This window comes from Candidatus Alkanophaga liquidiphilum (genome assembly GCF_053996935.1).
Genome location: NZ_JBMXYC010000026.1, coordinates 1 through 14,562, shown reverse-complemented (window position 1 = coordinate 14,562; position 14,562 = coordinate 1). Strand labels below are relative to the sequence as shown.

Below are 14,562 nucleotides of genomic sequence, written 5' to 3'. Positions count from 1 at the left end.
TACGGGAAGCAAGTTGAGCTTCAGTGCCTTAACAACTACCCTTTCCACTCTCAGCACCCATATTAAGTTGAAGATATAAATATTCCGCCAATTCCTCCCAAGGCTTCTTTGGCGGTGGGAGTGTGAGCTGCGGTGTTGATGTGACAGGCTCACTGTGGATAATCACGGTCGCTTAGTCCAGTTATATCTCCAGCATTCTCTGCCCCATCCCTGTTGGCTTCCACCTATACGGGCGTTTCCCCTTCCTTTTCACGATCCTCTCACGCTCAAGTAGTCGCAAATGATGAATGGACGAGGAGTAACTTATTTTAGAGGCTTCTGCTATCTCTTTAGCAGTCATCTCATCCTTCAGAGCGTTGAGGATTTTCGTCCTTGCGGAAAGGCCGCTTTTCACATTTCTCACGAGCCGGAGGTATGCGTTCGGATGATATGCTGTCCTCCTCATCTTCCATCGTTCCGCACGCATATAATTTGTGGTTGTCGTCGTTGTGCGCTAAGATAAATGTATTTAATTGGAGCGCCAAAAGAGTAGGAACATGAAGCTAAGCGTGGCGTCCTCAGGGCACGCAGAGGCGCTCAAAGCAATACTAAAAAGTACGCGAGGTGCGGTGCGAGAGGTGTTCATTTCCAGCTCCTCAGAATTCATAGGTTCAATACGTTCGATTCTCGGAACGGATGCAAATTACATCGAGGAGCTTGCCGTCCAAGTTGAATTTGCGCACAAGCACGGGATTAGCGTGAACGTGGTCGCGAACACGACGTGCCTCGGTGGCTACCACCTGACAAGGGAAGGGCAGAATGCGGTGAAGTGGTACTTAAAGAAGCTTGAGGAAGTGGGAGTGGACTCAGTCACTGTGACCGACCCTTTCTTCCTTGAAATAGTAGTTGAGAACTACGACATGGAGGTTGCAGTTTCGTGTCTTGCACACGTGGATTCTGTGGAGCGTGCTTTGTTCTTCGAGGAGCTTGGGGCGAAATATATCACGCTCGACACGAACATCAACAGGGACTTTGAGACTTTGGAAAAGATAAGGGAGGCAACGAGCTGCGAGTTAAAGCTGATAGTGAACGAGAGTTGTATCTGGAAGTGTCCATTTCGCTACCAGCACGCAAACCTCACGTCGCATTTTTACGGCGTCGATCGAAAAGTCGGAATGCTCAGCGACTACTACCACGACAGGTGCGCAACGATGCGAGTGCGAAATCCAACGCTCATTACGAAGTCGCCTTGGATTCGCCCCGAAGACCTCAAGGAATACGAGGGAATCGGCATTCACTTTTTCAAAATTGCGGGGAGGACCCAACCTGTGAATTGGATTGTGAGGGCATTGCGGGCTTACGAGGAGCGAAGCTTCGACGGCAACCTCCTCGAGCTCCTCGACGTTACCAGAGAGCTGCGAGACCTGTTTTATGTGCCGAACAAGGAATTAGAGGGCGCCATCGAGAAGTGGAAGCATTGCAGCCGCAACTGTAGAGAGTGCAGCTTCTGCAAGGAGCTCACAATGCAGGTTTTTCGTGTCTGGGCGCATAAGGGGACGGAGAAGGAGCGGCTGCTGCCGCTTTCCGAATTCAGAAATTTGAGAGAATGAGGGGAAAGGAAGACGTTGTTGTTAATGGCGTCAGGTGCACGCTTGTAAAGAGGGGGAAAACTTGCGTGGTGCTATGCCCGCCGCATCCGCTGTTTGGCGGCTGTCGTCACGACGTCCGGCTCGTGCGCATCGCAGAGTGTCTTGCGGACGCCGACATTTCCTCGCTACGCCTCGACTACTCGAAATACAGCGGCGGTGCCTCCGAGGTCGAAGACGTGCTCTCGGTGCTTTCCTTTGCGGTCTGCGAGTTTAAGGCGGTGGGCGTGCTCGGCTATTCTTTCGGTGCGGTCGTTTCGTCGAATGCAGTGGCACGAGCGCTTGAAAACGGGCTGGACGTGAAAGCGTTTGCGGCGCTGTCCATCCTTCGCCGCGTCAACGGGCTGGAGGCGACGCTCAGCTTCCGGCTACCGAAGCTTTTCATCTACGGGCGGTTCGATTTCGTGGCGCCACTTTCGGAGTTCGAGCAGCTCTTCGAGGCTGCGAGCGAGCCTAAGGAGAGACTCGTACTCGATACTGACCACTTCTACGGTGGCGTTATTAACGACGCTGCTGAGCAGGTCTGCGAATTTTTTAGCCGTTATTTGAGGAAATAGAGGAATTGAATTTGTTTTACAAAATTGTGCCGGCAATAATGATGTTTAAGCGACTTTCAATTCGATGAAACGTGTGCGCGCTTGGGTCTTAGCGGGCGTTTCTATCGGATATTCGAGGCTTGCCAGGTTTTCTGTTTTCCCCTTTATACCGCTCCCGCCAACTGCTCTTCGAGACGCTCTTCACCAGCACTCTCTCCTATGGGCATGTCATACAAATTCGTCCCTATTTCGTCTCTATTAGCCTCTTATCAAGCTGATGCTGCGTTTGACGTTGCTGAGGTTGGTATTTATTGCCATGCTCTTACCGTTGATAGGGACCTTGTAACCGGCACGCCTGCGTCCCACAAACTGCTTTGCAAGCACGCTTTTCCCGCTGTCTGGGATACCTGTGAGGCTAATAACCGCAAGATACGAGATGCCACCGAGCGGCTTCTTCACATAACGCTCGCTCCCTTTTCTACCATATAAAACATTTCGTCAAGCTTTGTGCCTCGTGGCGACACTGAAAATCTTGGTTGCCTGCCTTACGCCCGCGGTTCGTAAATAACTACAATACCCCTTGAGGTCTTGTGCTCAAGCAGCTTGCTCTGCAATGCAGATACCTCCTCAAAGCTCTCTAGATTCACTATCTGGCTCCTTTAAGACTTAGATTCCAAAGCTCCTCTTTCTCCATTATATGCTCGCTTGGTGTATTTACTTTTATGAGGCGTCGTGTTGAGCTGGAAGTTGAGAGTAAGGGCAAGGCGCTCATCGAGCTGGACGATAGGAATCAGAGGATTGCTGAGAGAATCTACCAAAGCCTGCCGATTTATGGTGAAGCGAGGATGTGGCAGGAAGAGGTGTATTTCGAAGTGCCGCTGCGGCTCGGCGATGAGAATCCCTCGCCGAATGCCGAAAGGGGCGACGTTTCGTATTGGGAGCCCGGGCCCGCCATTTGCATATTCTTCGGCGGGTCTCAGCCGTATTCTCCCGTGAACCACATAGGAAAAGTGATAGAGGGTTTAGAGCTTTTCAGGGGCGTGAAAGAGGGCGAGAAAGTAGTATTGAAGAGGACGGATTAGCGCTGTTACAGGAACTTGATACTCAGACTTAAGCCTAATTTGCTCCTCGGTATTTCATTGGCTGCGAACACGCTTTCGACATCGAGCGCCGGGTGCGCCGCGTCTATCAGCATCACAAGCCCTCCTAGCGTCTGCTCATAAACTTCGGGACTCCAATCACCGAAGCAGCTGAATTCCAGGTATATACCAAACTCCGTGCTTGAAAACCTTATCGTTCCTGCATTCACAAAATGAACGCCTTCACACCTCGTAGAAATCTCCTCACAATACTTCCTTATTTCTGAGATCTTCAGAGGTGCATCTATAGCCTTGGGCTTATGAACCGCCTTTACTATAATCCTATCCGGAAATTCCTGCATCACCCTTTTAGTTAGTTCATCTTAATCTTATCAGAAGTGTTGGCGATTACGTCGCCGCCGCTGGCGGCTTGCACGTGAGTTTATTTGCGGAGGTTTTGAGCTTGGGAGAGCAATGTCGCATGTAGCTCAGGTGGCGGTGGTAGCAGCGTTGTCAAGCCTCAAGGAGGTCGCAAGGATGTACAACCTGTCAGAAAGGTTCATCGTTCAGGCATTTCTGCGTAGGATCAACGACCCGGACTTGGTGCAGAAATATCCTGATGCGACAGAGCGGGCAAGACACGTCGTCAGGTCGATCATCAGGAACATCGAGCTGATCGTCCACAGCCGTTTTAATTAGGTCTTCTCACACAAAACGTACGGCTGCCCGCAGCAGCCCGCCTCATACGCGGCAGCTACGCCCCGAGCTGCGTCCGGTTCAGAACCACGGCTGAGCCTTCGAGTCTCATCAGCGGGGTGACCAGAGAAAGTGCTTTTTCGTCTTTGAGAACGCCGAGCATGACCTTTTCGTGATGCCTTAACGCCTTTCTCACCAGTCCAGGGAGCCCGTTTAACCTCTCCCCGAAAAGATACTGGCGGAAAACTTCCCCGACCTTCTCCAACTCAACCCTCTTAACCCTCACAAGTTCCTTGTAAAGTTCCCTGAGCATCGGTCTCAGCTCAGCATCCAGGAGATGCAAGCCGCAGCAGTTTGTGGTTTCGAGGTTGAGAAGTCCTTCCTTACAGAGTCCGAACCCTAACTTGTACTTGCCGCAAGCTTTCCTTAGCTCTTTAAGGATGTCGGGCGCTTCAGCTTTAACGAGGCGTCCTTCCAGTGGGTATTCCGACCAGCGTTGCCAGAACTTTTCGTAGAGCGCAAGCTCGCCAGCTTCGATCCTTAGTAACTCCGTTATTATTTGCTCAATTCCGGAGCTTTTGCCCCTCTCGACGAACTCTTCTGTCGATGAGAACGAATATTTTGGTATTAAGGGCTGTATTCTCAGGACTTTCGGCGCTTCCAAGGAGCTCAACGCCTCTAACCTCTTTTCAGGAAGGGGCGCTAGCGGCTCGAGGTCATTGTAGCGTAATGAACTGATAGATACCTGAACTACAATAAGCCCATCCCTTGCCATAGAGTCCATCAGCCCTTTCCAAAGCTCCTTTGCGATCCTGTCGGACTTCGTGTATAGAATTATGGGGACGTCGTGCTCCCTTGCAATATTTAGGAGCTTAAAAGTTAGTTTGTAGCGTTCCTCGTCGTTTTGGAGCGGATCTGAGAGGGTTGCGAGCCGCATGGGTATTCTCAGGTCGAGCCTCTTAGCAAGCTTTAAAAAAGTTTTTAAAATGTCGAAATTTGGGGCGCCTCCTTTGCGATCCAACGGGCGTAGCAATATTTGCAGGAGTAAGAGCAGATGGAGTAGGGCTCCAGCCTGAAAATGGAATAGCAAAGCGTGCCTATGACCCTGCTGGGGTTGATCACAAATTCCATTATTTTCACATTAGGCTAAGTTGCTGAATAGTAAACTGACGCTGGATGCTGGTATAATGGCGTGATCGTACTTGATTGTCCAAGGTGACGTAGATGAGGGAGTTTCCCCTGCTCGACCAGCCGAGGGTGCGGCGCCTCCTATTCTACCCGCGGCGGGATTTCAGCGCCGAGCCCGCCGTTCAGGGGGCGAGATGCGTTTCCGTGGAGGTGGAGGCGGGCGTCAGGATCGTCTGCCGGTTTTATCCCGCCGGTAAAGGGAATCCGTCGATACTTTACTTCCACGGCAACGGCGAGACCGCTGGCGACTACGATTATATTGCGCCGGAATACACGTCCAGAGGAATTAATTTCTTCGTCGCCGATTATAGGGGCTACGGGCTCAGCGACGGTGAGCCTTCCGTCTCGGCGATGATAAACGACGCACACCCAATTTTCGCGGCGTTTAAGGAATTTCTGGAGAAAGAAGGCTATAAGCTTTCGCTTTTCGTCATGGGGCGCTCTTTAGGGAGCGCGCCGGCAATCGAGCTTGCTTACTGCTATCAAAACGAGCTTCGAGGGCTCATAATAGAGAGCGGCTTTGCGAATTCGGTCCGCCTCCTCTCGTACCTCGGAATTCTGAACCTCGACCCTGCACTCGAGGCGGAAAGTGGCATCGGGAACGTGATGAAAATAAGGTCTGTCGTGCTACCGACGCTCATCATTCATGCCGAGTTTGATACTCTCGTGCCGTTACAGGAGGGAAAGGAGCTTTTCGAGAGCGCAGGCGCTAAGGAGAAGAAACTTTTCGTCGTGCCGAATGCAGATCATAACACCATAATGCTCGTCGGCGGTGCAAGGTATTTCGATGAGATAGCAGGCTTCGTTCGTATCCATTCTCGGTGAGCGTTTGCTTGTCAAATAAGCTTTCGGTTTGATACGCAACATCAAACTGCTCGTGCTGCAGCTTAAGGCTAATTTCCTTCGTCGTCCCTCTTTTTGCTCCCTTCCCTGCATCGCGTGTGAAGTTTGAAGTCGTGATAATGACTAGTGGAACGTGCTAAATACCGTAGCGAACAAACCTTTTACCCTTTCATATTCATCGGGCGGCTCTCGGGGGAGGTCGTCCAGCATCATGACTTCAGCGGTCTCCGTTCGGGTTTGAGGCTTCTGTTGAAATATTGGTTGTAAGCGTTGCATATGTGAAAATTACGTGCAACGTCGCACACCCTCAAGAGAAGCAGCCGCATTGATTCACAACGGAAAAAGAAAGGGAGTTTGGAGGCATTAAGAGGGGGGAGGAAGAGGGATTAAAAGGATTAAAACTTTCTCTTATACTCCCTTACACCTCTCCCATGACCTCTTCAGGCGTTATCCTCTTCGTCTTTGCGGTGTACTCCCAGTCTGCGCGATCCTCACTTATCAATTCGGAAGTTTTCGCGTCAAAAAGGGCAACATACCACGATGCTTTGAACGATAATCTCCATCTTGGAAGCCTCCATCGTAGCGTGAACGTCTTTTCGTAGCCCGGAGGCAACCACAGCGAAATGTTGTTGATTATCGGGAGGCGTAGCCCGTAATCCGGTAGGTCAAGACGCCACAGGAACCTCACACGCCGCCACTCGTCCGTTGGGTTCGCAAGTGTTAAGTTTATGAGCATCGTGTCGCCGGCGGCGTATTCGTATTTGTCCGTCGAGACCGAGACCGCGGGCGTCGGCGGCGGTGGCGGCGGCAGCACCGTGATGAGCCTGCTCGTCGAGTTCTTCGCTCCGGCGTCGTCCGTGACGGTGAGCGTCGCCGTGTAGTTCCCCGCCGCTGAGTAGGCATGGGTTACCACCATTCCTGAAGCGGTCGTCCCATCCCCGAAGTCCCACTCGTAGCTTACAATGGAGCCTTCTGGGTCGTAGCTTTCGCTTGCGTCGAAGGTCACTGCTTGACCTACAACCGGATTCTCGGGCGAGTACGTGAAGTTTGCTACTGGGGGTTTGTTAGGAGCATATTCAAAGACTGTTGCTACCTTAGGTTCATTTTGAAGTGCTACTGGCATATCACTGTCAACGAATGTGGGATCCCATTCCTCAGGTGAGGCGTAGGATATGTCACAATCTGTGTACGTTAAGTTATTCCATATTTGTGGTGGATCGACCTGCCATTCTTCTACACCATATACATCAGAAGGTATATTACCTTCAAGATCGACCTTGAAGATCGACCCATACCACAGTTCCTCAGATCTATTTATATCGAAAACATCACCTACATTTCCGTAGTCACGACCCAACACATAATACCCATCATCTGCAGGTATAATTTTCCAAGCTTGCATACCATTCTTGTACTGTTTACACCATTGTGGATTGCCATCCGCATCTGTTTTGAGAAGAACTGGTACGTCACCACAAAAGATATCCCATGCCCCTAAAAGAAAGAGTAGGCCCCCGTCTTGTGTGGAGATCACATCTCCAAAACCTAAGCCCTCCAAGCTATCGTATGTTTTGGCCCATAACACGTTTCCATCCTTATCTATAGCCACTATCCACGGCTTTCTCATATATCCTTCCCATCCCCAGCCAACCTCGCCTGCAGCAATGTAAACACCATTGCTGTTCTCCACAATATGCCCAATACGATACTTCCAGATACCAGGCATACCTCCAAATCCATGAATTGCCCACTGAGGATGAAGATTACTGTCAAGCTTGATGATTCCTGAGTCTGCGGCATAATCTCCACGAGTACCAAGAGCCACGTAATTTCCAGAACTGTCACGTATCATATCGCTGCACCCTGGTCCCTCTCCACTCCACCACAGAGTTGTCTTCTTAGTAACATCTCCCGATTGATCCACGGACATGAATGTCACTCCGTGGTATACGTATGAATATGGCAACCCCCAATTGTCTGACTCTCCAATAACAACCTTATCACCATCAGAAACTATCACTGCTCCTCCATTGAAGTGATTCTTCGGCTCCTTACACCAGAGCACATTGAAGTTGTTATCCAAACCGACGAGATGGTCACCTGCAATGACTACATAGCCCCAACTCGTTTTTGCAATTTTCTCTATATCTCCTTTCAAAGTACTCTGATTGACCTCCATTGCTTTCTCATTCTCGATGTATCCCTCATCCCCGATTTCAGTCAGCCATACCCAGATTGAGTCTGGGTAGTGATAATATCCAGTCCATATAGCTGTCAATCTACCATCTGAAGCCGTTGCGTCAGGATTATCACCCACACCATCGACATCTGGTATTCCATGCCAGTAGTGGCGGTGGAAGAGATAGGTGTTTTGAGCACTTGCATTCGCTGTTACTACTATCGCTACCAATAACACAACCGCAGCCGAGATGAACAGTTTCCCATTCATCTCGCAACCCCTATCTACCTTTGGAGGATAGACCTTGGGAAGTTTAAGGAGCCTTAAAAAGTTTTCGGTTTTTTCTGATGGACGTGTCCACATAACATAAACACCACCGCAACCGATTATAGTATAGCATAAAAACTTACAGAACACATTCCAGTTTCTAACGGATTAAAACAGCTAATTGAGAGAAGAGCGTCTTTATCCGTGCTTCAGCGAAAAAACACCAACCTACCACGCTTCATAATCTCACCGCTGATGTTCAAATTCCCAACCAAGACTTCTCAAAGCATCCATCAACCATGCTTATCTTAATAATCCGGGCTTATTCTCGCAGTATTCTAGCACTCCCTTTAAAGACTTTAGTTAGATAATTCCGTGTTGTATAAACTCTCATAATCAACTCATTCCTCTCCACACCGCAGAATAAATATAGTATGCTTTTTATTCGCTTTAACAATTGTTTCGTCTGAGGCAATCAGATTTCTTTTTTTTCTCTGTTGTAACCGGTAGCTTCTCTTCAAATTTCTTTTCTTTATCCAGTTCCGGACAGAGGTTTTAGAAACCGGATGGAGCTCTGACAGAATTCCGGCAGCCCTTCCCCGAAGCCGTCTGAATATAAGCTAGGATCTTAATCGAAAGGCGGCACCTTATTCCTCTCAAACACCTTCAACTCCTCCACAATCCCCCTTACACTACGCATAAAAATAGTTCCCCGTATTTATAATCTTATGTGGACACGTCCCCGCATAACAAATAATGCGTTGCTGCCGATGCCACTGGTAAAAACAGAATCGAAAGGGGTATTGCAGATAAACGAAGGCGACATCGTTGTGTGCGCCGGCGGAGGCTTTTTCGGCGCAAAAGCCGTGCATTTGGCGAAAATCAGAGGGGCAAAGGTGCTCGTGCTTGATGTGGATGCAGAGTGCGAAGCTGTGCGGCAGGAGCTCTGCTCCTCCATTCATGACAGCTTTGCTCTTCGCAGCGTGCCGAGCGCCGGCGACGCCGTTTTAATCGTCGGAGATGCCATCGAGACGATGCTGCGGATTTTAGAGGCGCTGACGCCGAGCGTCATAGTGCCCGCAGTCCAAGGGCATTTCTTCGGCAAGCTCGTAAAAGCGTGGCTTGAGCGTCGCAACGTCAAAGTGCGAGCGGCAAGCGAACACTTAAAAGATGTGCTGTGCGGCATTCCGCGCCGTTTGGTGCTGCTTTGCGACGAGCGTGATGCCGTCGTCGTGACGAGCTACATGCCAAGCGGCGAAGTTTGTAAAGCAGGGTGCGTACAGCCGGAGATTTGCCCGGTTACGAAGGTGAGGAAGCCGGCACCGATGTTCCGCCTCCTTGAGTTCGCACTCGACGCTTGCGGCTTTGAGAGTTTTGTGCTGCGTTCCGAACTTCTCGACGGTGGCGTCGGTGGCGTCAGAGGCGAGGCGGTCGTGCGCACGCTCGATGCGTTGCGGCGACTGGAAGCTGAGCTATCTATGCGGGTGCTGGCAGTGGCGACAGCATGCGCCTGCCATGGCATTCTTAACTTGTTCTCCCTGAGCACTTCCGATTAAAGACGTGGGCATGCGACGAGCGGGAGCAAAGAAGCCCCTACAACAGCAATGACTTCTTTTATCCGCAAAACATTATTAAGATGCGCTTCGTGGAGCATCCTTTGATAAAGGAAGGCAGCATTGAAGAAAGAAAATATCAGATAACGATTGCCGAGAAGGCAAAGAAGGATTCTTTAATGGTTGTTCTGCCGACGGGCTTGGGGAAGACTGTCATTGCCGCTTTAGTAATTGCGGACAAGCTGCGAGAGGGCAAAATTTTATTTCTTGCGCCGACACGCCCGCTCGTGGAGCAGCACGCCACCTTTTTGAGAGGAGTGCTGAACATCGAGCCCACTTTTATAAAAACGCTCACCGGCAGCATACCCCCAGAAAAACGAAGCGAAGTGTGGGGAGACGCAAAAATAGTCGTTGCAACGCCGCAGGTCATCGAGAACGATTTGCTCTTAGGCAGAATAGAGCTAAGCGACGTTGCGCACGTGACGTTCGACGAATGTCATCGGGCGGTGGGCAACTACGCCTATGTTTTCATCTCAGAAAAATATCACGAGCAGCGAGCGGCGGTGAGCAAGAAGCCCTTGATCTTGGGGATGACGGCATCGCCGGGCAGCGACGAGTCCCGGATTATGGAAATATGTAAAAACCTCAGGATAAAGTTCGTAGAAGTCAGGACGGAGCATGACCCCGACGTCGCCCCGTATGTCTTCAGGAAGGATTTCGAGTGGGTGCGTGTGGACGTCCCTGAGGAGATGAAAGAGATAAGAAGTCTGCTGATGCAAGTTCTTGAGGAGAAGCTCAACGAGCTTTACGAGCTTGGAATCATAAAACGGCGGAGGAAGGATATAACAAAGACTGAGCTTTTAGAGCTACAAAGCATGTTGCAAGCGAAAATATCGCAGGAGCGAAGCTCAGCGCTGTATAGGGCGTTGTCGCTGCAGGCCGAGATTCTGAAGTTGAAGCACGCAGCAGAGCTCGTGGAGACGCAAGGACTCGTTGCTCTCCGTCGCTATTTCGAGCGACTGAGGAACGAAGCCGAGTCTCGTGGCGGGAGCCGGGCTGCGAAGAGGCTTATGAAGGACGAACGAGTGCGACGGGCGGTATTTCTGGCAAACGTTATCGACGAGGAGCATCCGAAGCTCGAAGTATTGAAGAGAATTTTGAAGCGGCAGCTAATGCTAAATAAGACTTCAAGAATCATGGTCTTTACGAACTTTAGGGACACTGCTGAAATGATAACGGCGGCGCTTCAAGAATTATACCCGCACGTGCGGGCAGTGCGCTTCGTCGGACAGGCGTCAAAACCCGACGACAAAGGTTTAAAGCAGAAAGAACAAGTCGAAATAATAAAAAAATTCAAAGACGGCGAGTATAACGTCCTTGTGGCTACATCCGTTGCGGAGGAGGGGTTGGACATCCCGTCCACCGACCTCGTCGTCTTCTACGAGCCAATACCTTCAGAGATAAGGAGCATTCAGCGGAAAGGCAGAGCTGGCAGACGTAAGGTCGGGAAGGTCGCAATCTTAATTGCCAAAGGCACGAGAGACGAAGCCTACTACTGGCTCAGCCGGAGAAAGGAGTTGAAGATGTTGCGCAAGATAAGCGAGCTCAGCTTAGAGCCAGATGCGTTAACACCCCACGCAAACGCAGAGCCGCCTGCAAGTGCAGACACAACAGCGAAAGAGAGCGGCGAGACAGACATCTCAGCCGATTCCATCAAGAAAAAAGCAATGCAGAAAAAACTTCAAGATTTTTTCTGGCGTGATGGTGCGGAGCCGAAGCTTGGTGCAGCGCGGAAGTCGAAGCAAGAAAAGAAGCTGAAAACGGAAGAGAAACAGAATGAGAGCGCCGAGCGGGAGAGAATAAGGATTTTTGTTGACCAGCGGGAGTTAAGGTCGCAAGTCATCAAGTTTCTTATGAGCTTTGATGTGAAGCTGGAGTTTAAGAATTTGGATGTTGGCGACTACGTGCTCAGCTCACGGGTCGGTGTAGAGCGAAAGACCGCTGTCGACTTCCTTACCTCGCTCGTCTCCGCAGAAAGGAACCTGTTGCGGCAGATAAAAGAACTGAGCGAGGCTTACGAGCGCCCCCTGCTTATCATTGAGGGCGACTTGAAAGCCGGCAGGACTCAAATCCACCCGAATGCCTTGCGAGGCGCACTCGCCGCCATACTTACGGACTTTGGCGTGCCAATCGTGCAGGTCGAGGACGAGAGAGAGACAGCCGCGCTCTTGCATGCGATTGCCAAGCGTGAGCAGCTCGAACTCAAGCGCGACGTGAGCCCACACGACAGGAAAACCGCAAAAACACTTAAAGAGCAACAGGAATATGTGGTGTCCGCAATCCCCGGCGTCGGCGTCGCCGTCGCAAGAAATTTGTTACGCAGATTTAAGACAGTCGAGCGTGTGATGACCGCCTCTGAAGAAGAGCTAATGAGCGTGGAGCGCGTCGGAGCGGCAACGGCTAAGCGAATAAGGCAGGTGCTCATAGCCGAGTATGACGATTAAGCCTTTGGTTGCGGAGCTGCCGTTTACGGTCGAGCCGTTTTTCTCGCTTATGTCCTTTGATGATGCGGGAACTTAGAAGCTTCTTATGCGGAGGAGCAAAAACCGGGGGATGATGCGGATACTCGTTGCAGGCTACTCTGTGAGGCACATTGCATGCTCAGGTGCTCGTGCGGGTTATGAAATCATTGCAGCGGACGCCTTCGGCGATGTGGATTTGAGGAGATGTGCTTGCGCTTACATGCCGCTCGACGAATTTTTGAAGATTCTCAAAAGGCAGCATGCAGGCGAGAGCGTCAACTCAGATGCAAATTTGAAAGGCGTAGATGCGATTATCCTCAGCTCCGGCGTAGAAACGACTTCTTTAAGGGCGTCGCCGCTACGTGGCAAGAGAATTCTGTGTAATGATGAAAGGAGGATGAAAGAGGTTTCAAACAAGCTTTGGCTGGCAAAAAAACTTGAGAGCATGGGCATTTTGCACCCCAAAACCTTCAGTAAGGAAGAGGTTGAAGAAAAGCTGCAATCGGGAGCGCATTTACGTTTCCCTCTGGTTGTGAAGCCGATATTTGGAGGTGGCGGCTTAGAAATTTCCATGTGCTTCAAGGAAAGCGAGTTGCGACGCTTCCTTTCATCCGCAAGCAGCCAAAATTTCATATTCCAAGAATTCGTTAAAGGCGAGCACACGAGCGTGTCCGTGCTTTCTTCAAAAAATGATGCGATTAGCATTTCCGCTAACGAGCAGCTACTCGGCATGCCGGAGCTCGGCACCCGCCGCCCGTTCCTTTACTGCGGCAACATCTCGCCGCTCGACGAGCGCAAGCTCGGAAGGTCGGCATCGAGGATGAAGGGGCTTGCTGAGGATGTCGTCAAGGAATTAAGGCTCATAGGCTCGAACGGCGTGGATTTCGTGTCCTCTGAAAAAGAGGATTTTGTCATCGAAGTGAACCCGAGATTCCAAGGTAGTCTGGACACCGTAGAGCTCGCCTTAAACGTGAATATCTTCGATGCGCACGTAAAAGCTTTTGACGGGCGCATTTCGCTTGACGAGCGGAAATTGGCGCCGAAAAGATACGCAGCTCGCCTTGTGGTCTTTGCGGAGCGCCCTGTCAGAGTCGAGCGAAGCCTTGACGTGCGTGGCGTCGTTGATGTGCCAGAGGTGGGGCGAGAGATAAGAAGTGAGGAACCGATTGCGAGTGCGCTTTGCACAGGCGAGACGAGAGCAAAAGCGCTGGCAAATGCAATGCAAGTCGTGAAGTTCATAAAATCCTGCGTTTCGCCTTTATAAGGATTTAAGCATGCGAAAAAAACTATGACGCTTAGAAAACGCTGCGAAAGCTTATGGTTTCGACTGTAGCAATGGATTAAGGAGAGTTTATTTAGACGTAAAATAGGGAACTGGGCAGCGAATCACGTCCATAGCAACTCGGCAGCGTGTCGAACCCCATCGCAACGAAAATTTTAAAATCGTGCGTCCCTTAAACCTGATGGTTAGAGGCGGTAAGAGAAGGTTAGGAGTATATGCGAACTGTTCGCATATCTTCCAGGATCCGAACTGTTCGGATATACCGGAGTTAAGTGAAATGCCCGCCGTCGCCTTGATGGAGGATGATAAAGATGTTGAATTCGGATGAAATATTAAAAAAAATTGAAGAGAGCAAGGACAAAATTAAGAAATTTGGAGTTAGGAGGATAGGCTTATTTGGTTCCTATATTAGGGGTGAACAGAAAAAAGGGAGCGATATAGACGTGCTAGTAGAATTTGAAAAAGGAAAGAAAACTTTTGACAACTATATGGAACTAAAATTCTTTCTGGAAGACTTATTCAACTGTAAAGTTGACCTTGTGATTCTGGAATCTATAAAGCCAGATTTGAAACCTCATATATTAAGGAGTGTGAAATATGCCACGGGAGTATAAAGTGTATTTGAGGGATATACTCGAGGCGATAGGTAAAATTGAGAGATATACGGAGAATATGAATTTTGAGGATTTTTCAAACAATGAATTAATTCAAGATGGTGTGATAAGAAATCTTGAAATAATAGGAGAGGCTGTAAAAAATCTACCTGATGATATTAAGAAAGATTATCCAGAA

15 protein-coding genes are annotated in these 14,562 nt (G+C 50.0%); 10 read left to right on the top strand and 5 right to left on the bottom strand.

What is annotated here, in order from left to right; all coding sequences use genetic code 11:
* Positions 1–181: 181 nt before the first annotated feature.
* Positions 182–445, bottom strand: coding sequence for a helix-turn-helix domain-containing protein (locus ACXJJA_RS03390; protein ID WP_456486820.1), 264 nt, complete (start codon positions 443–445; stop codon positions 182–184).
* Positions 446–536: 91 nt separating this feature from the next.
* On the opposite strand from ACXJJA_RS03390, the gene ACXJJA_RS03385 reads away from it, so the two are divergent.
* Together ACXJJA_RS03385 and ACXJJA_RS03380 are read left to right on the top strand one after the other, a co-directional pair.
* On the top strand, positions 537–1,589 hold the full coding sequence (locus ACXJJA_RS03385) for a U32 family peptidase (RefSeq protein ID WP_456486819.1): 1,053 nt from the start codon (positions 537–539) through the stop codon (positions 1,587–1,589).
* Positions 1,586–2,182, top strand: a complete 597-nt coding sequence (locus ACXJJA_RS03380) for an alpha/beta hydrolase (protein ID WP_456486818.1) — start codon at positions 1,586–1,588, stop codon at positions 2,180–2,182. Before ACXJJA_RS03385 ends, ACXJJA_RS03380 begins: the two co-directional genes overlap by 4 nt.
* A 237-nt stretch (positions 2,183–2,419) precedes the next feature.
* On the opposite strand, the gene ACXJJA_RS03375 is transcribed toward ACXJJA_RS03380, so the two are convergent.
* The gene (locus ACXJJA_RS03375; protein ID WP_456486817.1) at positions 2,420–2,620 is read right to left on the bottom strand and encodes a hypothetical protein; all 201 of its coding nucleotides are present in this window, start codon (positions 2,618–2,620) and stop codon (positions 2,420–2,422) included.
* A 263-nt stretch (positions 2,621–2,883) separates the two neighbouring features.
* On the opposite strand from ACXJJA_RS03375, the gene ACXJJA_RS03370 reads away from it, so the two are divergent.
* Positions 2,884–3,243: a cyclophilin-like fold protein gene (locus ACXJJA_RS03370; RefSeq protein ID WP_456486816.1), complete on the top strand. Its 360-nt coding sequence runs from the start codon at positions 2,884–2,886 to the stop codon at positions 3,241–3,243.
* A gap of 5 nt (positions 3,244–3,248) precedes the next feature.
* Here the strand turns inward: ACXJJA_RS03370 and ACXJJA_RS03365 are convergent, their stop codons facing one another.
* Entirely contained in the window at positions 3,249–3,602 is a 354-nt protein-coding gene (locus ACXJJA_RS03365) for a hypothetical protein (protein ID WP_456486815.1), read from the bottom strand.
* A gap of 112 nt (positions 3,603–3,714) precedes the next feature.
* On the opposite strand from ACXJJA_RS03365, the gene ACXJJA_RS03360 reads away from it, so the two are divergent.
* Complete coding sequence (locus tag ACXJJA_RS03360) at positions 3,715–3,939, top strand: hypothetical protein (RefSeq protein ID WP_456486814.1); 225 nt, start codon at positions 3,715–3,717, stop codon at positions 3,937–3,939.
* 55 nt (positions 3,940–3,994) lie between these two features.
* On the opposite strand, the gene ACXJJA_RS03355 is transcribed toward ACXJJA_RS03360, so the two are convergent.
* A complete protein-coding gene (locus tag ACXJJA_RS03355) occupies positions 3,995–4,957 on the bottom strand; it encodes a radical SAM family protein (protein ID WP_456486813.1) in 963 nt (320 codons plus the stop codon).
* 203 nt (positions 4,958–5,160) lie between these two features.
* Here ACXJJA_RS03355 and ACXJJA_RS03350 point away from each other — a divergent pair, with 203 nt between their 5' ends.
* On the top strand, positions 5,161–5,949 hold the full coding sequence (locus ACXJJA_RS03350; protein WP_456486812.1) for an alpha/beta hydrolase: 789 nt from the start codon (positions 5,161–5,163) through the stop codon (positions 5,947–5,949).
* Positions 5,950–6,385: 436 nt separating this feature from the next.
* Here the strand turns inward: ACXJJA_RS03350 and ACXJJA_RS03345 are convergent, their stop codons facing one another.
* On the bottom strand, positions 6,386–8,509 hold the full coding sequence (locus ACXJJA_RS03345; protein ID WP_456486811.1) for a PKD domain-containing protein: 2,124 nt from the start codon (positions 8,507–8,509) through the stop codon (positions 6,386–6,388).
* A 674-nt stretch (positions 8,510–9,183) separates the two neighbouring features.
* Between ACXJJA_RS03345 and ACXJJA_RS03340 the strand changes: the two genes are divergently transcribed.
* The 5 genes from ACXJJA_RS03340 to ACXJJA_RS03320 all read left to right on the top strand — a co-directional run.
* On the top strand, positions 9,184–9,969 hold the full coding sequence (locus ACXJJA_RS03340) for a hypothetical protein (protein WP_456486810.1): 786 nt from the start codon (positions 9,184–9,186) through the stop codon (positions 9,967–9,969).
* An 80-nt stretch (positions 9,970–10,049) separates the two neighbouring features.
* Positions 10,050–12,470 (top strand): DEAD/DEAH box helicase, encoded by a 2,421-nt coding sequence (locus tag ACXJJA_RS03335; protein ID WP_456486809.1) that lies wholly within the window; start codon positions 10,050–10,052, stop codon positions 12,468–12,470.
* A 109-nt stretch (positions 12,471–12,579) separates the two neighbouring features.
* On the top strand, positions 12,580–13,752 hold the full coding sequence (locus tag ACXJJA_RS03330; protein ID WP_456486808.1) for an ATP-grasp domain-containing protein: 1,173 nt from the start codon (positions 12,580–12,582) through the stop codon (positions 13,750–13,752).
* Positions 13,753–14,081: 329 nt separating this feature from the next.
* On the top strand, positions 14,082–14,384 hold the full coding sequence (locus tag ACXJJA_RS03325) for a nucleotidyltransferase family protein (RefSeq protein ID WP_456486821.1): 303 nt from the start codon (positions 14,082–14,084) through the stop codon (positions 14,382–14,384).
* On the top strand, positions 14,368–14,562 hold a 195-nt coding region (locus ACXJJA_RS03320), incomplete at its 3' end, for a HepT-like ribonuclease domain-containing protein (protein WP_456486807.1). The genes ACXJJA_RS03325 and ACXJJA_RS03320, both read left to right, overlap by 17 nt.

Coding starts and splice junctions, on each gene's coding strand:
- ACXJJA_RS03350 (WP_456486812.1), top strand. CDS start 5,161: ATGAGGGAGTTTCCCCTGCTCGACCAGCCGAGGGTGCGGCGCCTCCTA.
- ACXJJA_RS03370 (WP_456486816.1), top strand. CDS start 2,884: ATGAGGCGTCGTGTTGAGCTGGAAGTTGAGAGTAAGGGCAAGGCGCTC.
- ACXJJA_RS03345 (WP_456486811.1), bottom strand. CDS start 8,509: ATGTGGACACGTCCATCAGAAAAAACCGAAAACTTTTTAAGGCTCCTT.
- ACXJJA_RS03325 (WP_456486821.1), top strand. CDS start 14,082: ATGTTGAATTCGGATGAAATATTAAAAAAAATTGAAGAGAGCAAGGAC.
- ACXJJA_RS03390 (WP_456486820.1), bottom strand. CDS start 445: ATGAGGAGGACAGCATATCATCCGAACGCATACCTCCGGCTCGTGAGA.
- ACXJJA_RS03330 (WP_456486808.1), top strand. CDS start 12,580: ATGATGCGGATACTCGTTGCAGGCTACTCTGTGAGGCACATTGCATGC.
- ACXJJA_RS03360 (WP_456486814.1), top strand. CDS start 3,715: ATGTCGCATGTAGCTCAGGTGGCGGTGGTAGCAGCGTTGTCAAGCCTC.
- ACXJJA_RS03380 (WP_456486818.1), top strand. CDS start 1,586: ATGAGGGGAAAGGAAGACGTTGTTGTTAATGGCGTCAGGTGCACGCTT.
- ACXJJA_RS03335 (WP_456486809.1), top strand. CDS start 10,050: ATGCGCTTCGTGGAGCATCCTTTGATAAAGGAAGGCAGCATTGAAGAA.
- ACXJJA_RS03340 (WP_456486810.1), top strand. CDS start 9,184: ATGCCACTGGTAAAAACAGAATCGAAAGGGGTATTGCAGATAAACGAA.
- ACXJJA_RS03385 (WP_456486819.1), top strand. CDS start 537: ATGAAGCTAAGCGTGGCGTCCTCAGGGCACGCAGAGGCGCTCAAAGCA.
- ACXJJA_RS03365 (WP_456486815.1), bottom strand. CDS start 3,602: ATGCAGGAATTTCCGGATAGGATTATAGTAAAGGCGGTTCATAAGCCC.